Below are 23,403 nucleotides of genomic sequence, written 5' to 3'. Positions count from 1 at the left end.
GACAGGACTGCCGACAGGGACGGGCTGGTTCGGAAACGACCAGCCCGTTTCCCGTTCTGCTACCCGGCGCCCCAGGGCGGCGGCGGTGCATCGACGGGTTCGGTGAGATCAAACTCGGCCTCGAAATGCCGACCCGGTCGGTCGAGTGCATAGGTGAAGGTCGTGTCGGTCAGTGTGATCGACCAGACATTCTGCATCGACACAGCAATGCCCTCGCGATCAAACAGGACCCGGGTAAATTGATCCGCCGGGAACTCGGCATGGCTTTCGGTCGGCGTGGCGACGGTCGTGCCACCATATTGCGAGAGGACATCCTCGATGCCGTCCTCGTGCCGGTGCTCATGCTTGAATTCAAGCCCCCCGGCGACCCGGCTCAAAACGAATGTGCGGGATCGATTGTCGCCAACATGCATCGGCATGCGCAACTGTCCGGGCGTACACTCACGAACGTGCAGGGTCAGGATCTCGGAGGCCCAATCTGCATCCCGCGGATCGTCACTCACCACGCGCCCCTCGAAAGCCTGCCCGCACAGATCAGACAGGGTCGAGAAGAGTGCGTCACCCGCAGGCGGGGACGATGGCGAGCAAGCCGCCAAGACCAGCGGAAGCGTCAAAAAACTGATTACTCGCATGAATTCCCCCTCTATTCGGCAATAGCTTGCCCGATCACTTCCGATATGGAAACGATGAGTTTCACCGGCCTGCATAGCAAGCCTGACGAAAATCCCTATCTTGTGGTCTGCCTCGCGCCCACTCGGGCTTATCGGACAGGAACACGCCATGTCTGCCACTGCTACGCTCACCCGGACCCGCCGGATCACCAAGGTGTCACGCGGCCTGCCGACATCCGACGGCGCCGGCGTCAAATTGACCCGCATGCTCGGTCATCGCGGCCTGATGGACCTCGACCCCTTTCTCATGCTCGACCAGATCCGCTCGGACGACAGCGCCGACTACATGGCCGGCTTTCCCAATCACCCGCATCGCGGATTTGAAACCGTGACCATCATGCTCGATGGCAAGATGCGCCATGGCGACAACAAGGGGCATGCCGGCGTGATTGAGGGCGGCGGCGTCCAATGGATGACGGCCGGTCGCGGCATCGTGCATTCGGAACAACCCATACAGGACGATGGCCGGCTGTGGGGCTTCCAGCTCTGGGTCAACCTGCCCGGCAAGCTGAAGATGACCGATCCCGGCTATCAGGAGTTCGACAAGTCGGAAATCCCGGTCGAAACCCGCGACGGGGCGCGCCTGCGTGTCCTCGCCGGCACCAGCTCGACCGGCGTCACGGGCCCCGCCAGGTCAGTCGCCATCCAGCCGACCCTGCTCGACATCGTGCTCGAACCCGGCGCCACGCTGGATGAGTCGATCGATCCCGGCCACACCGCCTTCATCGCGGTCTACAAGGGTTCGGTCTCGTCCGGCGAAGGCCGTGTCGATGATCCCGATCTCGGCGTGCTGGAAGATGGTGACCGGATCGAACTCAAGGCCGGACCCGAAGGCGCCAGCCTGCTGCTGGTCGCCGGCAAGCCGATCAACGAGCCGGTCGCCCGCTATGGCCCCTTCGTGATGAATACCGAAGCCGAACTGCACCAGGCCGTGCGTGACTTCCAGGCCGGGAAGTTCTGAGAACGACGAGACCTGGTACGAAAAGGGCGCCCGGAGAGATCCAGGCGCCCTTTTTGTTACACAATACCGACGGCTTAAGCCGCGTCGCGGCCCTTCGACTTCTCGACCTTCTTCACCTTCTGGACCGCGCGCTGGCGTTTCAGTCGGGACAAATAGTCGATGAAGAGCACGCCTTCGAGATGGTCCATCTCGTGCTGGATACAGACGGCGAACATGCCTTCGGCAATTTCGTCCTGCGGATTACCATCATAATCGAGATAGCGGATGCGGATCCGGTCCGGGCGCTCGACCTCGTCATAGACGGTCGGCACGGACAGGCAGCCCTCTTCATAGGGTTTCAGCGTGTCAGACGGGTCGGACAGAACCGGATTGACGAAATAACGCGGCTGCGCTTCCTCGTCCGGACCGGCCAGATCCATGACGATGACCCGCTTGGCAACGCCAACCTGGATCGCCGCCAGACCGATGCCATCAGCGGCATACATGGTCTGCAACATGTCATCCATCAGCTGGCGGAGGTCATCATCAACCTGATCAACAGGTTGCGACACCTCTTTGAGGACAGGATCGGGAACGGTGCGGATTTCAAGAACAGCCATGGCCCCTAGATAGTCGCCCCGGCTTAAAGGATCAAGAATCGACCGCTTCCGGAGCTGTCAGGGCAGGCTTGGAGGCTGGATCGGCCTCGGCGCTTGGGGCACCCTCATCCGCGCCGGCCGCGTCCAGATACTCGGCCGGAAGGGACTTGCGGGCATTGGCACCGAGCGTTTTGAGCATTTCGGTTTGGCGCACGAGATTGCCGCGTCCCTCGACCAGCTTGCCCTTGGCCGCCGCCCAGGCATCCTTGGCGCCGTCGATGCGCTTGCCGACGGTTTCCAGGTCTCCGACGAAACCCTCGAACTTGTCGTAAAGCGCGCCGGCGCGATCGGCGATATCGATGGCGTGGCGGTTCTGGCGGTCAATGGTCCACAGATTGCCGACCGTGCGCATGGCCATCATCAGCGTCGTCGGCGTCGCGATCATGACATTGCGCTCCCAGGCAAAGCTCGACAATTCGGGGTCATTCTGCAGCGCCAGCGAGGCCGCGCCTTCGAGCGGAATGAACATCAGTGTGAAATTCACGCCTTCATAGAGCTTGGCATAGTCCTTCTCGCCCAGCGCCTTGATATGGGCCCGCACCGAGGCGATGTGCTGTTTCAACGCCGCCGCCCGGGCCTCGTCATCCTCGGCATTCACACAGCGTTCGAAGGCCGTCAGCGACACTTTGGAGTCAATCACCAGGCGATGACTGCCCGGCATGTCGACGATCACATCGGGACGAAGCAGTGCGCCGTCGGCATTGCGTTCGGTGGACTGGGTGTGGAAGTGCTCGTTTTCCAGCAGCCCGGCTCGCTCGAGAATGCTGGCCAGAACCATCTCGCCCCAATCACCTTGAACCTTGGACGATGAGCGCAGCGCATTGGCGAGCTTCTGGGCGTCCTCCGACATGCGCGAAGCGTCCTTGCGCACGGTCTCCATCAATTGCTTGATCTCGCCGGCATGGCCATGGCGTTCCTTGGCGTCGGTTTCGACCTTGGTCCGAAACTCGCTCAATTGTTCCCGCAAGGGCTTGAGCAGGGTCTGGAGATTGTCGGTGCTCTGCTTGTTCAACTCTTCGCCCGAGGCTTTCAGTATCTCGCCAGCGGTCAGTTTGAACTGCTCGGACAGCCGCTCGCGGGCCTTCTCAAGCTCGGCCAGTTTCTCACCATGATGGCGCTGGGTCGCCTCATGCTCGGTCTTGAGCGCTTCATGGCGGGCATTGAGCGCATTGCGCTCGGTCGTGACCGTTTCCAGCTGTATCCGCAGCCGGTCACGCTCCTCGCTGACACCGTCGAGCCGCGCCAGTGCCTCACGCGCCTTGGCGAGATCACTCGCGGTGGTCTCCTGGCGCTGGCGCCAGTCATCGCGCTCGGCCCGCAGCCGGTCGGCCTCGCCGGTGTCGATCCCGGCGGTGTCCGGCTTGCGCGACAGGATCAACCCGGCCAGCACGATGAGGAGAAGGGCGATCCCGGCCAGAACCAGCCAAGTATCGGTGGATATCTCGTTGAGGGTCACGGTTTCAGCACCTTCTGATTGGCGGCCATTCTGGATGAGTCGGCCCGGAGCGGCCAGCCGCCCGCCTTGCTCATCTCACCCTGCCACGCAGACCCGACAAAACCTGTCACCGGCCACTTGAAGCGGCGACGTCGCAAACCGGCCCGTCCCTTGCTTGGACAAGGGTGAACGTCTTGGGAGGGACAAGGTGCGCACACAAATCGTGTCAATCGAGGACATTTCCGCAAGCCAGGCCGACCAGTGGAACCGTTGGGCGTGCCCGGATGGCAAGCTCATCAGCCCGTATCTGCGTTTTGAATTTGCACAAACTGTCGCCCGCGCCCGCCCGGACTCCCGTGTTGCCATCATTGAGGATGGCGGCGAAACCGTTGGCTATTTCCCGCATCACACCGCACATGGCGGCATTGTCCGACCGATCGGTGCTCCGATGAGCGACTATCAGGGTGTCATCGCCAAAGACCCGTCACGCATCGCACCGGAACGCCTGGCCAGGGCGGCGGGCGGCTCGGCACTGGTCTTCGACAATTGGCACGGCCCCCTGCGCGCGACCGGCGAAACCCGGCGCCAGCGCTGCGGCAGCCATGTCGCCGATATCGGCGCAGACGGTGCCGCCTTCCTGGAAGAGCGCCGCTCGGCGCACAAGGATCACTTCAAGAAAACCGCCCGCCGCCTGCGCGCCGCCACCCGTGATTTCGGCGAGGTCCGCGTCACGCTCGGCGACCCGGACGGTCGCGCCTTTGCGGCGCTGAGCGAGTGGAAACAAGCCCAGTACCGCGACACCGGCAAGCTCAACGTATTCGGGATCGACTGGGTGCAATCAGTGCTGGACGAGTTGCGCCAGCGCGAAGGCGCGGAGTTTTCAGGCCTGACCGCGGCATTGTGGTTCGGTGATCGACTGGCAGCCGTCGAGTTCGGCCTGGTCGGTGGCGATATCTACCATTCCTGGTTCCCGGCCTATGACCCGGAATTGTCCCGCTACTCGCCCGGCCTGCTCCTGTTGCACGGCCTGTTCGAACAAGCCCCGGCCCGTGGCCTGACCCGGATCGACTTGGGCCGCGGCGGCGATCACTACAAGAAATACTATGCCAGCCATTCCGTACCGCTGGCCGATGGCCGCGTTCTCGCACCCGGCATTGCCGCCGTCGGCATCCGTACCTGGGAATTGGCCGAGCTGGCCGTGGCCCGCATGCCGGGCAAGGTCGGGGAATTGCCGGGCCGACTGCGCCGCCGCTGGTCGCAGGTCAGTGCCTTCCAGCCGCGTCTGGGATCACGCCTGGCCAGCTTCGCGGGTTCAATCGTGCTTTAACGCTGCTCCGGAAAATCCCGGATCGTAATGCAAACACCGCTGCCCCGGCGGCAAGCTTGCGCTAGTCTTGGTGCGGCGATGCCGTGTCGGGAGTTGATGAATGCGTATCATTGCAAGCCTTGCCGCCCTCTGCGCCGCGACGATGTCTGCGGGATGGGCACAAACCGGGATCCACGAGACCGAGCAGGCGGACTTCCGCGTCGAGACGGTGGCCGAGGGGCTGGAATTCCCCTGGTCGATCGCCTTTCTCCCGGACGGCGACATGCTGGTGTCCGAACGCGAGGGCCGGCTGCGACTGATTGATGACGGCGTGTTGCGCGATGCGCCGATCACGGGTCTGCCTGACATGCTCGTTTCCAGGCAAGGCGGCCTGCTGGGCCTCGCCCTGCACCCTGAGTTCGACAGTAATCGCCTCGTCTATTTCGCCTTCTCGGAGGGCCGGATCAACGCCAACCACACGGCCCTCGCCCGCGGCCGGTTGAGCGATGACGCCACGGCGCTGGAGACTGTCGAGACGCTGTTCCGGGTCAATTTCGACAAGGCGCGCGGCCTGCATTTCGGCGGTCGCATCCAGTTCATCGCCGACGGCACGCTTCTCCTCACTCTCGGCGAAGGCGGGCTGCATCCCAATGAAGCGCAGAACCTGGCCAATCATCTCGGCAGTGTGGTCCGGCTCAATGATGATGGGACCGTGCCGTTCGACAATCCCTTCGTCAGCGTGCGCGGCGCCGGGCCAGAGATTTACACCTATGGCCACCGCAATGTGCAAGGCATCGCCATCAACCCGCAGACCGGCTCGGTCTGGACCCATGAACACGGCGCCCGTGGCGGTGACGAGATCAACATCATCGAGGCTGGCAATAATTACGGCTGGCCGCGCATCACCTGGGGCATCGACTATGACGGCACGCCGATCTCCGATGCGACGCATGGCGATGGTCTGGAACAACCGATCTGGTTCTGGGATCCGTCCATCGCCCCGTCGGGCATGGCGTTCTACGAGGGCGAAGGGTTCGAGCGCTGGCAGGGCGATGTGTTCATCGGCGCCCTGGCGGGTTCCCGGCTGGTGCGGATGGAAGTTGATGGTGACCGGGTGATTTCGAGCGAGGACCTGCTGGTTGATCGCGGCGACCGCATCCGCGATGTCGCATCCGGGCCGGACGGACATCTCTATATTCTCACGGACTCCGACGAGGGTGCCGTCTTGCGGCTGGTGCCGGTCATTCCCTGAGCCACTAGCCGGTCAAGTCGGTCAGTCGCCGACCTTGGGCAATATTGCGCAACAAATAGACCAGCGGCGTGTCGATCACGGCGACGAGCAGTTTCACAATCACCTGGCCCAGTATCAGGCTGCCGATCACCGACCAGGTCTGGACGCCCGCAAAGGCGACCGAGATGAAGATCGCGCTGTTGAAGGTCTGCGACACCATGGTCGAGATATTGTTGCGCAGCCAAAGCCGGTTCTTGCCGGCATCCTTCTCGCGGAAATGGTGGAAGATCATCACATCAGCCAGGGCGCTGATGCCGAAGGCGACCATGCCAGCGAAATTGGTCCGGTTGCCCGAAGATAGCACGTCCACAAACGCGGCCTGCTGCGCATCGGTCCAGCTGCCGCCCGTCGTGATGAAGGGAAAGACGGCCTCGGCGTGCATGGCGTAAAGCAGCAGGATGAGAATGAGAAAACGCATCAGCACGCCGGAAATCACGACACACAGGGCATAACCGCGGCCCCAGACTTCCGAGATCACATCGGTGGCAAGATAGGTCAGGCCGAAAGCCAGTGTACCGGCCGGTACCAGCACCGTAAGCGGTCCCAAATGAAAGGCCTGGATCTTGACGGCGGTGATCGCGGCGAGCACCAGCGACACCATGAACAGGCCAGTGCAGAAGAACAGGATGAAGGTCCGCGGCGTGATCCGTGCCGGATCCATCGCGTCACGCGTCTCTGGGTTAGCCTGATCCACGCTTGTCTCCCCGATGCCGGTTCTGAGAATAGACGGAAATTCGGCGTTGGATAGGAGAATTCAAACGCTTGACCGGCTGCGGAAGGCGGCGGCCAGCGTTCCGTCGTCGAGATAGTCAAGCTCACCACCAACCGGCACACCCCGGGCGAGCGAGGTGATCGACACACCGCAATCGGCCATCCGGTCGGCCAGATAGTGCGCCGTCGTCTGACCGTCGACAGTGGCATTCAGTGCCAGCACAATTTCGCTGACCTCATCGCGGGCGGCGCGCTCAACCAGCTTGGCAATATTGAGATCTTCCGGCCGCACCCCGTCCAAGGCCGAAAGGACACCACCCAGTACATGATAGCGCCCCTTGAAAGCGCCGGCGCGCTCCAGGGCCCACAAATCGCCGACGGTCTCGACAACGCAGATCGCGGCATCCAGACGGTTCGGTGCGGCGCAGACCGTGCAGGGATCGGCAACATCGAGATTGCCGCATTCCTGACAGGCGCGGATCTTGTCGGCAGCATCGGCCAGCGCGTCGGCGAGCGGCCGCATCAACGCGTCTTTCTTGCCCAGCAGATGCAGAGCGGCCCGCCGCGCCGAGCGCGGCCCCAGGCCGGGCAGTTTAGCGAGCAGCGAGATCAGGCGTTCGATCTCGGGTCCGGCGGAAGCGGTTTTCATTATGACCGCGACCTAGAAGGGCATCTGCATGCCGGGCGGCAATTGCAGGCCGCCGGCCGCTTCCTTCATGATCTCCTGCTGGGCGGCTTCGCCCTTGCGGCGGGCGTCGGCATGCGCCGCCTTGACGAGATCCTCGAGGATTTCCGGCTCGGACGGGTCGATCACACCCGGATCGACCTTCACCGATACCATGTCGCCCTTGGCCGTCAGCGTGACACGGACCATGCCGGCACCGGCTTCGCCGGTGACTTCGGTCTCGTCGAGCCGGGCCTGGGCCTCGGTCATCTTCTCCTGCATGGCCTGTGCCTGTTTCATCAGGCCCATCAGGTCCTTCATGCGCGTTTCTCCGTCGTTTCGTCTTTGTCACGGGTTTGCGCCGGCGCGGGATCGCGCACGGCGATGATCTCGGCCCCCGGGAATAGGCGCAGCGCCTCGGTTACCGCAGGGTCACGACGCGCCTCTCCCAGCCGCTCGGCCTTCTCGCGCTCGCGCCGCTCGGCCCAGGTCTCGCCGCCCGTCAGGCCGGCATCAGCCAGGATCATCCAGCGTTCGCCGGTCCATTCCAGAAGCCGCCGCGACAGGCGCTGGGCCAGATCGCGCGGCGCATCCTCAAGCGGCTGGAAGCTGAAGGAGCCGGGCTTGAACGCCGCCGGGCGGACATAGCGTTCCATGTCCGACTGCAGGCCGATATCGCGCTTGTCACGCAACATCTCCATCAGCGCTTCCCAGGTTTGGGGACCGGAGATTGCCGCCTCATCCTGTTCGACGGCGCTGGCCTGTTCCGGTTCCTGCAAAGCACGATGGGCGGCTGCCGGGGCGTCGTGCCCGGCGATGGCAGTCGGTGCCGGCGCAGCGGCCGGATCAGGCTTTCCCGGCGCCTCCGGTGGCGCATTCGTCCGCGGCATTCCGGCCAGGATGCGGGCGGCCTCTTCGGGCGGTGGCAGGCTGGCGGCTGACGCCAAGCGCAAGACTGTCATCTCGGCGGCCGCCAAGGCATCCGGTGCTGCGCGGACATCATCGAGGCCGGTCAGCAGGATTTTCCACATCCGGGTCAATTGCCCCAGCGACTGGCTCTCCGCCAGCTTCACCAGGCGCGCTACCGTGTCGGCAGCTTCGCCGAGATCGGCCTTGGGGCCGGCGGCCTTCACCCGCGCCGTGGCGTGGACATAGTCCAGCAGGTCGCGCGTGATCACCACCGGGTCGCCGCCAGCATCATGCAGGGAGGCCAGCTCGGCCAGCGCGTCGGCAGTCTTGCCGGTCAAAGTCTGCTCCAGAAGGTCGAGCACCCGGGCCCGATCGGCCAGGCCGAGCATGTCACGGACTTGCGGCGCGCTGACCGGCCCGTCGGCATCGCTGCCCTGGACAATCGCCTGGTCGAGCAATGACAAGGCGTCACGGACCGAACCTTCGGCCGCGCGCGAAATCAGCGACAGGCCGTCCCGCTCGACCGACGCGCCCTCCAGGCCGCAGATGCGGTCGAGATGATCGGTCAGGACTTCACGGTCGATCCGCTTGAGGTCGAACCGCTGGCAACGCGACAATACGGTCACCGGGACTTTGCGGATTTCGGTCGTCGCGAAGATGAATTTGGCGTGCTCGGGCGGCTCCTCCAGCGTCTTCAACAGGGCGTTGAAGGCGGAGGTCGAGAGCATGTGGACTTCATCGATGATGTAGACCTTGTAGCGGGCCGACACCGGGGCGTAGCGCACGCCTTCCAGGATTTCGCGGATATCGCCGACGCCGGTGCGCGAGGCGGCATCCATCTCCATCACATCAACATGGGCCGAGCGGGCGATGGCATCACAATGGCGGCCTGACTCGGCCAGGGCCATGGACGGCGCATCGATCTCGTCGGTCTGGAAATTCAGGGCCCGCGCGATCAGGCGGGCTGTCGTCGTCTTGCCGACCCCGCGGACCCCGGTGAGCATGTAGGCATGGGCGATGCGGCCAGCGGCGAAGGCATTGGTCAGGGTCCGCACCATGGCGTCCTGGCCGATCAGGTCTTCGAATGTGTTCGGGCGGTATTTGCGCGCCAGCACCTGATAGCCCGGCGTCGGACCGGTGGCCGGCAGATCGAGCCCGGGCATCAACGCTTCGGTCGCTCCGGTGTCTTCGGCTGGGAGCGGCGTGTCGTCCATGACGTCCTGTCGGCTGGTGCGAGTGGAGTGCGGGTCGGGCGCGGCAACCCCCACGACGACCCCACCGGTCGCCGGGATCGAGCCTAGAGCAAGATTCGCGATCCGCGAAGGGCGATGCGGGGCTTGAAGTGGAAGACCGGACAGCGACCCGAGCGAAAACTCGTTACGGCTGCTTCCTTCCGGACCTGACCGGGTTGGCGAGGCGCTCGTCCACCGCCGATCTTCCGCCCCCTATATCGCGTGCCTGAGGCGGCTGTGCAAGGCGTGGTCTCATTGTATCTGCAGGACATCCCCCTCACCGCGGTGTGCGGCGGCCTCCAGGAAACGGGCGTGATCGTCGAGCGCTTCGATCAGGGCGAGACTGCCGCCGGACGAGAGCAGCACATCGCGCCAATAGCCGGTCACCCGCGCCTGGGTTTCCAGCCAGTCACGCACGGCGCGTTGGGCGTGGTCCGCCACAGCGCGCGGGCGGTCGTCGGGAAAATCACAGGCCATGTCGGCACCTCCTGCATACACAGTAATTGCGACTCATTCTCATAATCAAGTCGAAAGATGACAGCCGCCGCGCCGCGCCGCAGTTGGCCAGCACCCGGCAATGCCCGGGACGGACCGTGTTGAAGGCCGGGTCAAACATATCTATGGCTGCACACAGATTGCTGTCCACGATCCGGATGGTTGCCGCATCATGTTCGGATACTGCCCATGAATGATCGCAAAATCCTGGCCGGCCGCGACCCGCTGGTCTTTGCCGGCTCTCCGCTCGACCGCGGCGACCAGCTACGCCGCGACGAGGCCGGCATGGCCGCACTGCTCGGCGGTGATGATGGCTGGTGGCTGGGCCTCATCGAGGGCGATCCGGTCCTGCAGGACCAGGGCGGATTATTCTGGTTCCGCCGTAGCGAAATTGCGTCACTGGCTGATATGACGACGGGCCTGTTTCTCGGCCACTACAAGGGCTCGCCCTGTTTCGCCGCTACAATCACGACGGCTGACCAGCTGCCCCTGGATGCCGAGATCACGCCGGCCCGCCAAGCCGCCATGGCCCTAGGCCATGACGAAGCGGCCATCTACGCCCAGGCCAAGGCCCTGCTCGCCTGGCATGCCCGACACGGCTTCTGCGCTGCGTGCGGAGGCGCCACCACGGCAAAATCCGGCGGCGGACGGCGGCAGTGTGACGCCTGCGGGAGCGAACACTTCCCGCGCGTAGACCCGGTGGTGATCATGCTGGCGGTCGATGGCGAGCGCTGTCTTCTGGGACGCCAGGCCTCGTGGCCGGAGGGCATCTGGTCGGCCCTCGCCGGTTTCGTCGAACCGGCGGAAACACTGGAGGAGGCCTGCGCCCGCGAGCTTGAGGAAGAGGCCGGGATCAAGGTCGACATCGCCGGCGTCCGCTATGTCATGGGTCAGCCCTGGCCCTTCGCCTCGTCCTTGATGATCGGCCTTGTCGCCCCGGTGACCGATGCCAATGTGACAATCGACCCGCACGAGCTGGAGCAGGCACGCTGGTTCAGCCGCGACGAGGTGCGCACCATGCTGGCCGGCACCCACGCCGACGCCGCCATGCCACCCTCGATCGCCATCGCCCGCCGCCTTGCGGAATTGTGGGCCGACGGCGACATCTGAACCCCGTCGTCAAAACGGTGCGGGGCCGCGCCCGAAAGCACGGCCCCGGTCCGGTCAGCCGCCGAAGCGGTGAACATAAGCCAGGCTGTAGGCATCGCCATTGCCAAAGCCGTCATAGTCAGTCCGTGTGTAGTCAAACCGCAATGACCCGGCACGGGTCAGCGCCAGTTCGGCGCCGGCGCCCCAGGCAAAGCTGTTGGCATCCATGCCGCCCGTATAGCTGAAATTGGTCGAAAACTCGTTGTGCACATAGCCACCGCGCGCAAAGAGGCTGAAGCGTTCGCCCACCGGCAGGCGACCGATCGCGAACAGGCCGACACCATAATCCAGTCCGACGGAAGGATCAGCGACAAGGCACGCCGCACCGGCCGGACAGGTCGCGACCGTGTCATCACCCAGGCCGATATCGAGCTGGCCTTCGAAACCGAAATAAGCGTTGACGTCATAGCCGGCCCGGAAGGTCACGGCATCGAGTTTGAAATCGTCCAGCTGGATCTGGCTATAACCGCCGGACAGGGTGAACGCGTCGTCCTGGGCGCTGGCCGTGCCGACCATCGCCAAAACGGCCAACACACTCACCGAAATTGTACGCAACATAGTGATATTCCTCGCAAATGTCCCTCGACTTCGGAATAGGCGACGCTGCCTGAGCGCGCGCTGAATGACGGGTTCATCAAGGTTACATCGCGCCAATATTGTGACATTGCGGCAATGAAAAAGGCCGCGGCGCTGCAGCACCGCGGCCTTTCAATGCCCGAAGGCAGACGGCTTAGCCGCCGATGCGACGAACGTAGGAGATGCCGTAGAAATCGGCTTCGCCACCATCATCATAATCATAGCGGGTGTAGTCAGCGCGGACGCCGTTGCGGCCGTCGAAGAAGTATTCGCCACCCACGCCATAGGCCCAGGCCTGGTCGTCGGCATTGAAGTTCAGGCCGGCGGCCGAGGCTTCGGCTTCCGTCGTGGTGTAACCGGCACGCAGGAAGACCGAGCCATTCTCGTTGGAGAAGGGACGGACCACGCCGAACACGCCAGCGACATAGTCGAGGCTGACATCGCCGGTGACGGCACCAACGGTGACGCTTTCATCGCCGAGGCCGATATTCAGTTGGCCTTCGACACCCAGATAGCGGGTGAAGTCATAGCTGCCGCGCACGACAACCGTATCGAAATCAACACCGTCGAAGTCAGCGGCTTCATAGCCGCCGCCGACGCGGATCTGACCGTCCTGTGCCAAGGCACCGGCGGTGAGGGCAAGAACGGAGAGGGAGGAGACAAGCACTGTGCGGATCATTTTGGATCAACCTTGATTAGTATTTTCTAGCTGTACGCCATTGGCGCCCCCCAGCCAGACGCTATCTGGTGAGCAATCGAGTCCGGATCAAGGCGGATGCGTGGCGAACTGCAGGCCGACATGCAGACTGCGCAAAGTGTTGCATCCGGCGCACACCAAGCGTGTCGTGATCACGCTGTGCGGCGCGATACCGCATGCAGATGAGCGCGTTGCGGTGTTGCCTGAGGGCGCGGCGCGTGCGAAACACGGTTCGATTTTCAACCTGAATGAATTTGGGGGCGTCCATGGGCGAACTCTTCTGGAACAAGGTTGCCGGCGTCGTGCTGGCAACAGTACTGGGGGTCCTGGCCATTACCGAGCTGGGTCACCTTCTGGTTCCGTCGCATGCCGCGCACGAACTGACCGCTGAGAATACCGCCTATCCGGTGGACTGGGCTGCCATCGGCTCCGGCCCGAGCACGGAAGTGGTCGAAGAAGGCCCGACCGATTACGGTCTCGTCCTCGCGGCGGCCGATATCGGTGCTGGCGAGCGCGCTGCCCGCCGCTGCGCCGCCTGCCACACCTTCAATGAAGGTGGCGCCAATGGCGTTGGCCCCAATCTCTGGGGCGTTGTCGGTGCCGACATCGCAGGACATGACGGTTTCAGCTATTCCGGTGCCCTCGAAAGCCTGGAAGGCAACTGGACCTATGAGGCGCTCGACGCCTTCATCGAGAACCCGTCGGGCTATGCCTCGGGCACGGCGATGTCCTTCCGCGGCCTGGGCAATGATGACACCCGCCTCGAGTTGATCGCCTATCTGCGCTCACTGTCGAACAACCCGATGCCACTGCCGGCGCCGCTGGCCGACACAGCGCCCGCCGAAGCCGTCGATGACGCCATGGCAACCGCGACGGATGCGGCCGGGGACATGGTCGATGACCTTGCGCAAACCGACGAAGCGACGGACGAGCCGCAAACGACCGAAGACGGTCAGAACTAGGCTTGGCCGCATCGCCAACAGATCAAACCCCGGGCGGATCGTCCGGGGTTTTTTCTTGCCTGAAATTGACGCTGGATCAGGCCGGACGGTAGATCGCCCGCACCGGGTTTTCGGCCGTACGGATACGCGCCTCGGCCTCGGCGAAGGGCTCCAGCGTCACATCCATGCTCGACGCGTTGGCGTGCAACAGGTGTTCGCTGTCAGTCATGATGCCGACATGACCGGGCCAGAACACCACATCGCCGCGCTGCCGCTCCGGCTCTCCGGTCACGTCCCGCCATAGCGCCTTGAGCACGGCCTCCTGCTGGTCGGTATCGCGCGGCATATCCTGACCGGCCGCCTGCAGCGCCATCTGCACCAGGCCGGAGCAATCCAGACCCAGGCTCTCCTTGCCGCCCCACAGATAGGGCGCCCCGAGAAAGGCCTCGGCGACGGCGACACAGTCGGATGCGGTGTCATCCAATGACGCGCTATGGGCGGCGATCACCCAACCGAGGCCGACCGCCTCGACAAAACGCCCCTCACGACGCCCCGCTGCAAAACATGAATTGAGGCTGAGCAGATGGTTCGGCGCTGTCTTGATGCTGGGTTCGGAGAAGGCATAGGTCCGCAGGACGGACACTTTGTGATCAACCGGATGAATCGTCGCGGACAGGCCCGCCATATCCACCCAGCCGACATAACCATCAGCCCGCGACTGTCCCCAGGCCCATCCATCGCGGGCTTCAAGTACTGCAAAGACCTCACCCGCCAGGAGCTGGTCGTCCATGGCGGCAGCATGGTCCGGTGCCTGGCGGATCGGCGCAGCGGGGATGATGACTTGATGCTCGACGGGATCGACAAACCGGGCGGCGTCGACGCGCCCCTTCAGTTCAGAGGATGCGAGGTCGGCGCGGGCGGCGGTGACACGGGGATCCAGCTGGGACATTGACGGGTTTCCTCGGCACGATGGGCAACGGCTTCGCCGTAATCGTACAGGAAAACCGCTCCCTTTACAGTGCGATGCACCGACACGTCGCGCTTGTCGGCACGGTCGCGCTTGCGCCGGACAAAGCCCTGGCGTTCCAGCACATCCAGGGCCCGGGTCACGGCCGGCTTGGGCAGGTCGAGCTGGCACGCAAGGTCACGGATCGCATGCGGACCTGGCTTCATGAAGATCGCCAGGAGCAGCGCAAATTGACGCGCCGTCAGATCGGCCGCGGCGCCTCGCACCGCATCCGCCGACACGCGTCGCATCATCTCAAGCGATGTCATCGCCTGTGACGGCATGGCCAACTCCAGAACTCGTCCGACCGGTTTGATCAGCCCTTATTCTGGAACCGCTCCTTGAGCATTTGGTAAACGGCGCGCGCTGCGTGCATGTCACCGCCCTTGGGCCGGCCGGGGCGAGACTTGGGGTTCCAGGCGAAAATGTCGAAATGCACCCAGCGGGCCTTGCCGACAAAGCGGCGCAGGAAGAGCGCGGCGGTGATCGAGCCGGCCATTGGCGTTGCGGCACTGTTGACCAGATCCGAGATCTCCCCGTCCATTTCGCCCTCATACCCGTCCCACAAGGGCATGCGCCACAAGGGATCGGCGACCGTGCCGGCGCTTTTCGCGAGATCCGCCGCAAGCACGTCGTCATCGGTGTAGAACGGCGCCACTTCCGGGCCCAGCGCGACCCGGGCGGCGCCGGTCAGCGTCGCGAAATCAATCAGCAGGTCGACATCCTCCTCGGTGGCACGGGTCAGGGCGTCACCCAGCACCAGACGGCCCTCGGCGTCGGTATTGTCGATCTCGACCGTCAGCCCCTTGCGCGAGTCGATGATATCCCCGGGCCTAAACGCCCCTGCCCCGACTGCATTCTCGACGGCCGGAACAAGCAGGTGCAGGCGAACCGGCAGATTGCGCGCCATCACGATACGGGCCAGCCCCATCGCGTTGGCCGCGCCGCCCATGTCCTTTTTCATTAGGCGCATGAATTGCGCTGCCTTGAGATCGAGACCGCCGGTATCAAAGGTCACGCCCTTGCCGACCAGCGCCAGGCGCGGATGGCTGTCATCGCCCCATTCCAGCTCAAGCAGACGCGGCGCTTCACCGGCAGCGCGACCGACGGCATGGATCATCGGATAATTCTGCGACAGGAGATCATCGCCGCGTGTCACCCGGACCGTCGCCCCGAACTGGTTTGCGAGCGCTCGGAAGGCCGCCTCCAGACCCTCCGGCCCCATCCGGTCGGCCGGCGTGTTGACGAGATCACGGGTCAGGTGCACCGCCTCGGCGACGGCCTTCGCCTCGTCGAGATCGGCACCCTCCGGCGCCACCAGACATGCCGCCGCGCGCGGCGCCGGCTTGTAGGTCGTGAACATGTAGCTGCCCAGCGCCCAGGCCGTGGCCGTCAGCGTCGCATCCCAGCCTGCGGGCAGGTTCTCCAGCTGCCAATTGCCTTCCGGCAGGGTGAGCGGCGCGGCGCCAAGCACAAACGCGTCCTTGCCCTTGCCGGTCCCGAACAAGGCCCCGGCCTCGGCCGCATCCGGCAGCAGTGCGATCTGACCCGGCTTGCCCATGAAACCGGCTGCCAGGCTGCGGTGTTCCGGCGCCAGGGCTGCGATCGCCGCCTCGGCACCGGCCTCATCGACGAGGCGCAGAATCCGGGAATCCGAAGCGGTTGCGATGAGGGCGGTCATGGGTGTTCCTTTCATGGCTCCGGGCGGGAATCCTGTTGCCGGTCCGGAGTGAGCGGGCGGATTAACCCATTCTTGACCGGCGCAGCGCAGATTCAAGTCATGCTTAACAGTGGCCCGGTTCTGACCATGCGCAAACTCATCGCCCTCGCCCCGCTCGGCGCCCTCCTGCTCGCGGCCTGCGCGACCACGGCACCGACCGAGCAGGAACAGGCTGTCATCGACACGATGAACGCCAACACGATCGTGCCGGCCTCGGCCAGCGAGCGTCAGGCCGTGCGCAGCCAAGACATGCTGACCCAGGCCGCCTTCTGGGCCGAAGCCTTCGACCTCAACCCGTCGGACCTGGAAGCCGCGCTGGAATTGTCGCGCACCCTGCGTCAGCTCGGCAATCACCAGCGCGCCAGCGAAGTCGCACGGCAAACGCTGGCCCTCTATCCGGACAATGCCGATCTTCTGCTGGCCCATGGCAGCGCGCTGGCCGCCGCCGGTCGCGGCGTCGCCGGCATCGAATCACTGCGCCGCGCCAGCCAGATCGACAGCACGCGCTGGCAAATCCACAATGCCCTCGGGGTCGCCCTCGAACAGGCCGGCCAGAGCGAAGCCGCGCGGGGCGCCTTCCGCCAGGCGCTGACCCTGTCGCCCGGTGAACCGGCCATCCTGTCCAATCTCGCAATGTCCTACGTCACCGCCGGCGAACCCGACACGGCCGAACGCATGCTGCGGGAAGCCATGGTGCGTCCGGGTGCCGACGCCACCGTGCGCCAGAACCTGGCGCTGGTGATCGCCCTGCAAGGCAGGTTTACCGAAGCCGAGGAATTGGCCCGGGTCGATGTCTCACCGCAAATGGCAGAAGCCAACATGGCCTATATCCGCGCCATGCTGACCACCAACCGCCGCTATGACGCTGTGCGCGAGAATTAGCGTCGCGCCGGACGTCCATTCAACAGACCCATCGACGTGATGAGAATGATCGCCGAGAGCGCGATCAGGTTCACCGTGATCCCGAAATAGCCATTCATTTCCATGCCGATGAACGGGTTGCCGACCAGCAGCAGCCAGTCGACCATGGAGGCGAAGAAGAATGCGCCATAGGCAAAGGCCGACCAGCGAGACCGCATGAGCAGCATCACCCATGCGACCAACGCCGCGAACAGGGCGATCAGGAAGACTGCTTCCTGAAGCACCGACATGCTGGCGACATAGCCGTAGGCGTCAAAGCTGAAACGATCACTCGGCCAGGTGCCGGTGCGCACCAAGAGCTCGAGCACGCCCCAGCGCGCATAGGTAAACGCGCCATATCCGCACAGCAGGACCGTTGCCCAATAGAGCGCCACGTCACGCGATAATTTCATGTAATGATCCCGATCACCTGTATCATCGCCTCGCCCCGGCCTCTTTGTAACCCGCGCGACATCATCCGCGGAATACAAATATTCAGTGGCTGTTGCTGTGCACAGGCGGTGGCGGGGGAGGTGGTGGCGGCGCGACCTCGGCATCGTCGAGGACCTTGAGCGGAAAGTCCTTGCGCAACAAGGGCGTGACCAGGGTGTGGTCGAAACGGAAATCCTCGACCAGTTCACGCAACTCGACCGGCGCCCGGCCATCTTTCGACGCCTCGCTGCCGCGATAAAGCGCATAAAGACGCAGATAGTTCTTGTCGTCGCGGGACAGGGATGTGTCGTCAAGACGCGAGCAGACGGTGATCAGCTTTTGCAGACCCTGTTTGCGCTTGCCGGCCTTCAGCTCGATCATCGCGCCGGCCAGACCGACTTTCCAGCCCATGTCGGCGAAATGCGTCTTGGGCGCATGCGACAGGGCGCGGCGGGCCGCCTCGATCTTGTCAGCCGCCAGCGCACTCATGGTTTCACCCACAGCAGAATCGGCGCTGCGGATTTCCTCGCGGAGCTTGTCGGCCGTTTTTCGCCCGGAAAACATGGGCTGTGTCCACCTGTTCAACATGCACGATACCATTCAAGTAACGCGCCAGAACGGATTCGTCACATGCTATTGAAGCGGATGATGGCCGGACCGAGAATGACGACGAACAAGACCGGCAGGAAGAAGACGATCATCGGCACGGTCAGCTTGGCCGGCAGGGACGCTGCCTTCTTCTCGGCAGCCGCGAGGCGCATGTCCCGGTTTTCCTTGGCCATCACCCGCAGGGCCTGTCCCAGCGGCGTACCGTAGCGCTCGGCCTGGATCAAAGAGGTACAAACCGCCTTGACCCCGGGGTGATTGGTGCGCTTGGCGAGATTTTCATAGGCGGTCCGGCGATCCTGCAGATAGGACAGCTCAGCTGTGGTCAGCGACAATTCCTCGGCCAGTTCAATCGATTGCGAGCCGACTTCGCTCGACACTTTGTGGAAGGCGGCTTCGATCGACATCCCGCTTTCGACACAAATCAACAGCAGGTCGAGGGCGTCGGGAAAGGCGCCCATGATCGATTGCTGGCGCTTGGTCGCGAGATTGGAGAGGTAGAGGTTCGGGGCGTAGTACCCAAGCAGGCCGAGCCCGAAGGAGAAGCAGACGCGGGTGATCTGCGGCAGGCCGAAATCATTGATCACGAAGACATAGAACAAGGCCAGGACGAACAGGATGATCGGCGACAGCAAGCGGAAGAAATAGAAGGTCATCGCCGGCCGGCTGCCGCGCATGCCAGCCTGGGCAAGCTTTTCGTGCAGGGCCGGATCTTCGAACGCCTTTTGCAGGTTGAGCGCATCGACGATCGAGCGGACCAGGCCCTTGGCCTCGGCCCCGCGGATCGACCCCTTGCCGCCGCGGGCATTGGCTTCCAGTGCCTCTCGGCTCTTGCGACGCAGCTCCTCGCGGCGGTTGTTGACCGACTTGATGCGCTTGTCGAGCTTGTCCGTACCCATCGCCGGCGACGACAGGGTGACGATCGTGGCGAAAACCAGAATGGCCGCGACCATGGCGATCAGGCTCTGCGGATCGGTGAGGAAATCACGTATGTCGGTAAAGCTGATGCCGAACATGACCGCCTCAGATCTTGAAATTGATCATGCCGCGCATGACCATGATGCCGATGAACATCCAGGTCACCCCGCCGAGCAACATCAACTGGCCGGTCGGGTGAGTGAACATCTGGCTCATATAGGACGGGGTGGTGGCATAGACGATGCCGAACACGCCGGGCGGCAGCGAGCCGATGATGGCGGCCGAAGCATTGGCTTCCGACGCCAGCGCGCCGACCTTTTCGCGCATCATCTTGCGCGAGCGCAGCACGGTGGAGAGATTGCCCAGCGTCTCGGCCAGATTGCCGCCGGTCTTCTGCTGGATGATCAGCACGGTGCGAAAGAAGTTCAGCTCGGGCAGCGGCATGCGCTCGCACATCCGGTCGAGACCGTCGGGCAGTGACACGCCGACCGCGATGCCTTCCACAAGTTTCTCGAATTCGGTGCGCACCGGTTCGGGACTCTCGACCGAGAGAATTTTCAGACATTCATTGAGTGGCAGGCCAGACTTCACACCGCGGGTGATGACATCCAGTGCGTTGGCGAATTCGCCGGAAAACTGCTTCTGGCGTCGTCCGCGCAGAAAGCCCAACCACCAGCGCGGCAAGCCCAGACCACTGATCAGGCCGACCGCCCCGATCACCAGGAGCTTCTGACCGGTGAGCAAGGCAACCAACATGCCGACCACGGCCAGACAGGCTGATACCACCCAGAAAACAGCGGGCGTGAATGACATGCCGGCTTGCTGGATGCGCGCCTTGACCGACAGCGACTTCTTGCGCTGGTCGCGCTGACGCTGTTCAAGATCCTTGAGCGTTTCCTGGACCTGGCGCTTGCGCTGGGCGGCCTGGTCGAGGGCCGAGGCCTGACGCCGTCCGCGTTGCAATCCGCCCGTGCCGACGGCCCGGTTCATGCGTTTTTTCGACTGCGCGTCTCCGGCCGCGCCGGTGACGACCCAGCCGACACCGCCGACCGCCATGAAGGCAGCCGCGGCAGCGAGGATGAAGGCCATGTCACCGCCCATCGCGTCAGGCCTCCGACGCGTCGAGCGCGTTGGCGAGCTCGCGCTCCAGGCCGAAATAGCGGGCGCGGTCCCAGAATTTCGGACGCGCGATACCGGTCGAGGCGTGCTGACCGATGATCTTGCCGTGCTCGTCCTCGCCCTTGATCTCGTAGAGGAAGAGGTCCTGGGTGACGATGACATCGCCTTCCATGCCGACCACTTCGGTGATGTGGGTAATTTTCCGCGAACCATCGCGCAAGCGGGCCGCCTGGACGATGACGTCGATCGAGCCGACAATCATCTCGCGGATCGTCCGGGCCGGAAGGTTGTAACCGCCCATCGTGATCATCGACTCGATCCGCGACATCGCCTCGCGCGGCGAGTTGGCGTGCAGCGTGCCCATCGAGCCGTCATGGCCGGTATTCATGGCCTGCAGGAGGTCAAACGCCTCCGGGCCACGCACCTCACCGACGATGATCCGTTCGGGACGCATGCGCAGGCAGTTCTTGACCAGATCGCGCATGGTCACCATCCCGGACCCTTCCAGGTTCGGCGGACGCGTCTCCAGTCGCACGACATGTGGCTGTTGCAGCTGAAGTTCGGCGGCGTCTTCGCAGGTCACGACCCGTTCGTCTTCCTCGATGAAGCCGGTCATGCAGTTCAAAAGCGTCGTTTTACCCGAACCGGTACCGCCGGAGATCAGCACGTTACAGCGCGAGGCACCGATGATGGACAGGACCTTGGCGCCTTCCGGCGTGATGGAGTTGAACTCCACCAGATTCTGCATCGTCAGCTTGTCTTTCTTGAACTTACGAATTGTCAGTGTCGGACCGTCCAGCGCCAAGGGCGGCGCGATCACGTTGACACGCGAACCGTCCATCAGGCGGGCGTCACAGATCGGCGAGCTTTCATCGACGCGGCGGCCGACCTGGCTGACGATGCGCTGACAGATATTCATCAGCTGGGCATTGTCGCGGAAACGGATGTTTGTCTCTTCGAGCTTGCCGTTGACTTCGATGAAGACCTTGTCGGCGCCATTGACCATGATGTCGGCGATGTCATCACGGGCCAGAAGCGGTTCCAGCGGGCCGAAACCGAGGACGTCATTGCAGATGTCCTGGAGCAGTTGTTCCTGCTCGGCGATCGACATGGCGACATTCTTGATCGAGATGATCTCGGTCACAATGTCGCGGATTTCCTCGGCCGCGGTTTCATTGTCCAGACGCGCCAACTGACCCAGATCGATGGTGTCGATCAGGGCGTTGAAGATCGTCGTCTTGATTGCGTAATACTCTTCCGAGCGACCGCCCGGCTCCGCGGCGCGGACCGTGCGTTTGGCGGCCTTGGGGCCGGCATAGGCGCCCGGGGCCGGCTTGGCGACCGGCTTCGGGGCCGGCGCAGCCGGTTTGGCGGCGGGACGGGCGGTCGGGGCTGCAGCGGCCTCGCGACGCGGCGACGTCTCAGCACGCGCCTCCGCCTTTGGCGCGGCCGGCGGCGGCGTCAGCGGGGCGGTCGTGGGTGTCGGGCCTCCGGCACGCTTGCCGAACATGGGCTAACTAGCCTCCGAAAAGTTTCGCGATGAGTGAGCGTTTCGGCATCGCCACCGGTGTCCGGCCGGAGACGAGGCTGGCGAGATGCGAAAAGCCTTCCGCGGCTTTCGACTTTGGATCGAGTTCGGTGATCATCTGGCCGTTATTGGCCGCCTTGCCGAACAATTGCGGCTCGAACGGCAGGACCAGGGTTGGCGGAGTGCCCAGCGCTTCGGCGAAATCCTTTATCGGGATTTCCGGACGTTTCGGCATGCCGGCCATGTTGATCACGACGCGCGGCGGCTCGTCATTGGGACGGGCGCCAGCGACCAGATCAAACAGGTTTTTGGCATTGCGCAGGGACGCCAGATCCGGCGCCACCGTGACCACGACCTGATCGGCTGCGAGCAATGTCTGCTTCACCCAAGGCGTCCACATGTGCGGCAGGTCGAGTGCAACATAGGGCGCCTGGCGACGGACTTTCTCCAACACCATCTCGTAGTCCTGGGTGCCGAAATCCCATTCCTTGTCGAGGGTTGCCGGGGCCGAGAACAGGCTGAGACGGTCCGTGCAGCGAACCAGGAGCCGGTCCAGCAACGCATCATCCAGACGGTCGGGTTCGGCCAGGGCGTCGCCCAGTGTCTGGGCCGGGTCCTGGTTGAAATCGAGGCCCGCAGTGCCAAAGGACAGGTCGAGATCGACCAGCACGGCATCAGACTGCATGCCCTCGGTCAGGGCCCAGGTCGCATTGTGGGCGATCGTCGAAGACCCGACACCACCCTTGGCGCCGATAAAGGCAATTGTCTTGCCGGCGAACGGCTGCTCGGGATCCAGGAAAAGCTCGGAAATGGTCCGGATCACGTGAATCGGCGTCATCGGCGGCACCAGATATTCACTGACGCCGCGCTTCATGAGTTCGCGATAGAGGCTGATATCATTGGCGGCGCCAATGATGATCACCTTGGTATCCGGATCGCAGACCCCGGCCAGTTCTTCGAGCTGGTCGAACAGGCCGCGTCCGCGCATGCCGCTCTCGATGATCAGCAGGTTCGGGGTCGTCTCGTCATGATAGCGTTCAATGGCCGCCGGCAAGCCGCCCAGCTCAACCGTCACATGCGCCTTGGCGAGGCGGCGGTCATTGGCGGCATTGTGGATCAGCGCCCCGGTTTCCGGTCGTTCACAAAAAGCGCCGACCGAGATGCGTGGCACCGGCTGGTCTGACACGTCGTTATCGACTTCGCCGTAGAGTGACTCGCCGACCTGGATCGCCGCGACTTCATCTTGCACGTCTTCGAATACCGGGTCGATGACGCGCTCCGGCTTGGCCGGAACCGGCGCCGCATCCGACAGGAAGGGATCGTCGCCGAAATCATCATCGAACGTGTCCACCGGGGCTTGTTGCGCCGGAGGCCGGTTCATCTCTTCGCGGGTGGCTTCGCCCAGCAGGAGGCGTTCGACATCGGCCGCGTCCAGGAAGGGATCATCACCGTCCAGGAAAGGGTCTTGCTTCAGTGCGCGATTGGCATCGGTCATGGC

At 63.8% G+C, this 23,403-nt stretch carries 25 protein-coding genes and 1 other RNA gene; 6 read left to right on the top strand and 20 right to left on the bottom strand.

The features are described from left to right. Window positions 1-59: 59 nt before the first annotated feature. Window positions 60-632: a hypothetical protein gene (locus tag AWH62_RS01680; protein WP_075188714.1), complete on the bottom strand. Its 573-nt coding sequence runs from the start codon at window positions 630-632 to the stop codon at window positions 60-62. Between the two features lie 148 nt (window positions 633-780). Here AWH62_RS01680 and AWH62_RS01675 point away from each other — a divergent pair, with 148 nt between their 5' ends. After that, entirely contained in the window at window positions 781-1,632 is an 852-nt protein-coding gene (locus AWH62_RS01675; RefSeq protein WP_075188713.1) for a pirin family protein, read from the top strand. Window positions 1,633-1,706: 74 nt separating this feature from the next. Here the strand turns inward: AWH62_RS01675 and def are convergent, their stop codons facing one another. Beyond that, window positions 1,707-2,231, bottom strand: a complete 525-nt coding sequence (def, locus tag AWH62_RS01670) for a peptide deformylase (protein ID WP_075188712.1) — start codon at window positions 2,229-2,231, stop codon at window positions 1,707-1,709. A 31-nt stretch (window positions 2,232-2,262) separates the two neighbouring features. Next, window positions 2,263-3,726, bottom strand: coding sequence for a DNA recombination protein RmuC (gene rmuC / locus AWH62_RS01665; protein WP_075188711.1), 1,464 nt, complete (start codon window positions 3,724-3,726; stop codon window positions 2,263-2,265). Window positions 3,727-3,913: 187 nt separating this feature from the next. On the opposite strand from rmuC, the gene AWH62_RS01660 reads away from it, so the two are divergent. Continuing rightward, window positions 3,914-5,032, top strand: a complete 1,119-nt coding sequence (locus AWH62_RS01660) for a GNAT family N-acetyltransferase (protein ID WP_075188710.1) — start codon at window positions 3,914-3,916, stop codon at window positions 5,030-5,032. A gap of 100 nt (window positions 5,033-5,132) precedes the next feature. Continuing rightward, on the top strand, window positions 5,133-6,263 hold the full coding sequence (locus AWH62_RS01655) for a PQQ-dependent sugar dehydrogenase (protein ID WP_075188709.1): 1,131 nt from the start codon (window positions 5,133-5,135) through the stop codon (window positions 6,261-6,263). 4 nt (window positions 6,264-6,267) lie between these two features. Here AWH62_RS01655 and AWH62_RS01650 read toward each other — a convergent pair whose 3' ends face one another. The 6 genes from AWH62_RS01650 to AWH62_RS01625 all read right to left on the bottom strand — a co-directional run bounded on the left by AWH62_RS01650 (window position 6,268) and on the right by AWH62_RS01625 (window position 10,295). Next, complete coding sequence (locus tag AWH62_RS01650; RefSeq protein ID WP_143742861.1) at window positions 6,268-6,996, bottom strand: queuosine precursor transporter; 729 nt, start codon at window positions 6,994-6,996, stop codon at window positions 6,268-6,270. A gap of 60 nt (window positions 6,997-7,056) precedes the next feature. Continuing rightward, the gene (gene recR, locus AWH62_RS01645) at window positions 7,057-7,662 is read right to left on the bottom strand and encodes a recombination mediator RecR (protein WP_075188707.1); all 606 of its coding nucleotides are present in this window, start codon (window positions 7,660-7,662) and stop codon (window positions 7,057-7,059) included. Window positions 7,663-7,674: 12 nt separating this feature from the next. Continuing rightward, window positions 7,675-7,998, bottom strand: a complete 324-nt coding sequence (locus tag AWH62_RS01640; RefSeq protein ID WP_075188706.1) for a YbaB/EbfC family nucleoid-associated protein — start codon at window positions 7,996-7,998, stop codon at window positions 7,675-7,677. Then, window positions 7,995-9,800, bottom strand: coding sequence for a DNA polymerase III subunit gamma/tau (locus AWH62_RS01635; protein ID WP_075188705.1), 1,806 nt, complete (start codon window positions 9,798-9,800; stop codon window positions 7,995-7,997). The genes AWH62_RS01640 and AWH62_RS01635 overlap by 4 nt, the downstream gene beginning before the upstream one ends. Window positions 9,801-9,927: 127 nt before the next feature. Then, window positions 9,928-10,026, bottom strand: an RNA gene (ffs, locus tag AWH62_RS01630) — signal recognition particle sRNA small type. A 44-nt stretch (window positions 10,027-10,070) separates the two neighbouring features. Beyond that, window positions 10,071-10,295, bottom strand: coding sequence for a hypothetical protein (locus AWH62_RS01625; RefSeq protein ID WP_075188704.1), 225 nt, complete (start codon window positions 10,293-10,295; stop codon window positions 10,071-10,073). Between the two features lie 207 nt (window positions 10,296-10,502). Between AWH62_RS01625 and nudC the strand changes: the two genes are divergently transcribed. After that, on the top strand, window positions 10,503-11,423 hold the full coding sequence (nudC, locus tag AWH62_RS01620) for an NAD(+) diphosphatase (RefSeq protein WP_075188703.1): 921 nt from the start codon (window positions 10,503-10,505) through the stop codon (window positions 11,421-11,423). A gap of 54 nt (window positions 11,424-11,477) precedes the next feature. Here nudC and AWH62_RS01615 read toward each other — a convergent pair whose 3' ends face one another. Together AWH62_RS01615 and AWH62_RS01610 are read right to left on the bottom strand one after the other, a co-directional pair. Then, on the bottom strand, window positions 11,478-12,020 hold the full coding sequence (locus AWH62_RS01615) for an outer membrane beta-barrel protein (protein WP_075188702.1): 543 nt from the start codon (window positions 12,018-12,020) through the stop codon (window positions 11,478-11,480). A gap of 172 nt (window positions 12,021-12,192) precedes the next feature. Further along, entirely contained in the window at window positions 12,193-12,717 is a 525-nt protein-coding gene (locus tag AWH62_RS01610; RefSeq protein ID WP_083634906.1) for a porin family protein, read from the bottom strand. 284 nt (window positions 12,718-13,001) lie between these two features. Here AWH62_RS01610 and AWH62_RS01605 point away from each other — a divergent pair, with 284 nt between their 5' ends. Continuing rightward, complete coding sequence (locus tag AWH62_RS01605; RefSeq protein WP_075188701.1) at window positions 13,002-13,697, top strand: cytochrome c family protein; 696 nt, start codon at window positions 13,002-13,004, stop codon at window positions 13,695-13,697. A 76-nt stretch (window positions 13,698-13,773) separates the two neighbouring features. On the opposite strand, the gene AWH62_RS01600 is transcribed toward AWH62_RS01605, so the two are convergent. The 3 genes from AWH62_RS01600 to AWH62_RS01590 are packed head-to-tail and all read right to left on the bottom strand — an operon-like array spanning window position 13,774 to window position 16,363. Then, window positions 13,774-14,625, bottom strand: a complete 852-nt coding sequence (locus tag AWH62_RS01600; protein WP_075188700.1) for an NlpC/P60 family protein — start codon at window positions 14,623-14,625, stop codon at window positions 13,774-13,776. After that, window positions 14,565-14,966: a MarR family winged helix-turn-helix transcriptional regulator gene (locus tag AWH62_RS16590; RefSeq protein WP_083634948.1), complete on the bottom strand. Its 402-nt coding sequence runs from the start codon at window positions 14,964-14,966 to the stop codon at window positions 14,565-14,567. The genes AWH62_RS01600 and AWH62_RS16590 overlap by 61 nt, the downstream gene beginning before the upstream one ends. A gap of 32 nt (window positions 14,967-14,998) precedes the next feature. After that, on the bottom strand, window positions 14,999-16,363 hold the full coding sequence (locus AWH62_RS01590; RefSeq protein ID WP_075188699.1) for a M17 family metallopeptidase: 1,365 nt from the start codon (window positions 16,361-16,363) through the stop codon (window positions 14,999-15,001). A 126-nt stretch (window positions 16,364-16,489) separates the two neighbouring features. Between AWH62_RS01590 and AWH62_RS01585 the strand changes: the two genes are divergently transcribed. Then, entirely contained in the window at window positions 16,490-17,284 is a 795-nt protein-coding gene (locus tag AWH62_RS01585; RefSeq protein WP_233128226.1) for a tetratricopeptide repeat protein, read from the top strand. Here AWH62_RS01585 and AWH62_RS01580 read toward each other — a convergent pair. From AWH62_RS01580 to AWH62_RS01555, 6 genes are all read right to left on the bottom strand, one after another. After that, window positions 17,281-17,715 (bottom strand): hypothetical protein, encoded by a 435-nt coding sequence (locus AWH62_RS01580; RefSeq protein WP_075188697.1) that lies wholly within the window; start codon window positions 17,713-17,715, stop codon window positions 17,281-17,283. The two genes, AWH62_RS01585 and AWH62_RS01580, sit on opposite strands and share 4 nt — an antisense overlap. A gap of 82 nt (window positions 17,716-17,797) precedes the next feature. After that, window positions 17,798-18,298 carry a hypothetical protein gene (locus AWH62_RS01575; protein ID WP_075188696.1) on the bottom strand — a complete coding sequence of 167 codons (501 nt, stop codon included), beginning with the start codon at window positions 18,296-18,298 and terminating at the stop codon, window positions 17,798-17,800. Between the two features lie 62 nt (window positions 18,299-18,360). Next, window positions 18,361-19,356: a type II secretion system F family protein gene (locus tag AWH62_RS01570; RefSeq protein ID WP_075188695.1), complete on the bottom strand. Its 996-nt coding sequence runs from the start codon at window positions 19,354-19,356 to the stop codon at window positions 18,361-18,363. Between the two features lie 7 nt (window positions 19,357-19,363). After that, entirely contained in the window at window positions 19,364-20,359 is a 996-nt protein-coding gene (locus AWH62_RS01565) for a type II secretion system F family protein (RefSeq protein WP_233128225.1), read from the bottom strand. 4 nt (window positions 20,360-20,363) lie between these two features. Next, on the bottom strand, window positions 20,364-21,887 hold the full coding sequence (locus AWH62_RS01560; protein WP_075188693.1) for a CpaF family protein: 1,524 nt from the start codon (window positions 21,885-21,887) through the stop codon (window positions 20,364-20,366). A 7-nt stretch (window positions 21,888-21,894) separates the two neighbouring features. Next, on the bottom strand, window positions 21,895-23,400 hold the full coding sequence (locus AWH62_RS01555; RefSeq protein ID WP_233128224.1) for an AAA family ATPase: 1,506 nt from the start codon (window positions 23,398-23,400) through the stop codon (window positions 21,895-21,897). Between the last annotated feature and the right edge of the window lie 3 nt (window positions 23,401-23,403).

Origin of the sequence: Maricaulis sp. W15 (assembly GCF_001924955.1) — a bacterium.
Taxonomy (GTDB): domain Bacteria; phylum Pseudomonadota; class Alphaproteobacteria; order Caulobacterales; family Maricaulaceae; genus Maricaulis; species Maricaulis maris.
The sequence above is the reverse complement of the archived record's forward strand: the minus strand, read 5'-3'. Positions and strand labels throughout refer to the sequence as shown.

Bases quoted from the DNA above. Each gene is read 5' to 3' on its own strand.
- AWH62_RS01680 (WP_075188714.1), bottom strand. From the start codon at position 632: ATGCGAGTAATCAGTTTTTTGACGCTTCCGCTGGTCTTGGCGGCTTGC.
- AWH62_RS01675 (WP_075188713.1), top strand. From the start codon at position 781: ATGTCTGCCACTGCTACGCTCACCCGGACCCGCCGGATCACCAAGGTG.
- def (WP_075188712.1), bottom strand. From the start codon at position 2,231: ATGGCTGTTCTTGAAATCCGCACCGTTCCCGATCCTGTCCTCAAAGAG.
- AWH62_RS01655 (WP_075188709.1), top strand. From the start codon at position 5,133: ATGCGTATCATTGCAAGCCTTGCCGCCCTCTGCGCCGCGACGATGTCT.
- recR (WP_075188707.1), bottom strand. From the start codon at position 7,662: ATGAAAACCGCTTCCGCCGGACCCGAGATCGAACGCCTGATCTCGCTG.
- AWH62_RS01640 (WP_075188706.1), bottom strand. From the start codon at position 7,998: ATGAAGGACCTGATGGGCCTGATGAAACAGGCACAGGCCATGCAGGAG.
- AWH62_RS01635 (WP_075188705.1), bottom strand. From the start codon at position 9,800: ATGGACGACACGCCGCTCCCAGCCGAAGACACCGGAGCGACCGAAGCG.
- AWH62_RS01625 (WP_075188704.1), bottom strand. From the start codon at position 10,295: ATGGCCTGTGATTTTCCCGACGACCGCCCGCGCGCTGTGGCGGACCAC.
- nudC (WP_075188703.1), top strand. From the start codon at position 10,503: ATGAATGATCGCAAAATCCTGGCCGGCCGCGACCCGCTGGTCTTTGCC.
- AWH62_RS01615 (WP_075188702.1), bottom strand. From the start codon at position 12,020: ATGTTGCGTACAATTTCGGTGAGTGTGTTGGCCGTTTTGGCGATGGTC.
- AWH62_RS01610 (WP_083634906.1), bottom strand. From the start codon at position 12,717: ATGATCCGCACAGTGCTTGTCTCCTCCCTCTCCGTTCTTGCCCTCACC.
- AWH62_RS01605 (WP_075188701.1), top strand. From the start codon at position 13,002: ATGGGCGAACTCTTCTGGAACAAGGTTGCCGGCGTCGTGCTGGCAACA.
- AWH62_RS01600 (WP_075188700.1), bottom strand. From the start codon at position 14,625: ATGTCCCAGCTGGATCCCCGTGTCACCGCCGCCCGCGCCGACCTCGCA.
- AWH62_RS16590 (WP_083634948.1), bottom strand. From the start codon at position 14,966: ATGCCGTCACAGGCGATGACATCGCTTGAGATGATGCGACGCGTGTCG.
- AWH62_RS01590 (WP_075188699.1), bottom strand. From the start codon at position 16,363: ATGACCGCCCTCATCGCAACCGCTTCGGATTCCCGGATTCTGCGCCTC.
- AWH62_RS01585 (WP_233128226.1), top strand. From the start codon at position 16,490: ATGCGCAAACTCATCGCCCTCGCCCCGCTCGGCGCCCTCCTGCTCGCG.
- AWH62_RS01580 (WP_075188697.1), bottom strand. From the start codon at position 17,715: ATGAAATTATCGCGTGACGTGGCGCTCTATTGGGCAACGGTCCTGCTG.
- AWH62_RS01575 (WP_075188696.1), bottom strand. From the start codon at position 18,298: ATGTTTTCCGGGCGAAAAACGGCCGACAAGCTCCGCGAGGAAATCCGC.
- AWH62_RS01570 (WP_075188695.1), bottom strand. From the start codon at position 19,356: ATGTTCGGCATCAGCTTTACCGACATACGTGATTTCCTCACCGATCCG.
- AWH62_RS01565 (WP_233128225.1), bottom strand. From the start codon at position 20,359: ATGGGCGGTGACATGGCCTTCATCCTCGCTGCCGCGGCTGCCTTCATG.
- AWH62_RS01560 (WP_075188693.1), bottom strand. From the start codon at position 21,887: ATGTTCGGCAAGCGTGCCGGAGGCCCGACACCCACGACCGCCCCGCTG.
- AWH62_RS01555 (WP_233128224.1), bottom strand. From the start codon at position 23,400: ATGACCGATGCCAATCGCGCACTGAAGCAAGACCCTTTCCTGGACGGT.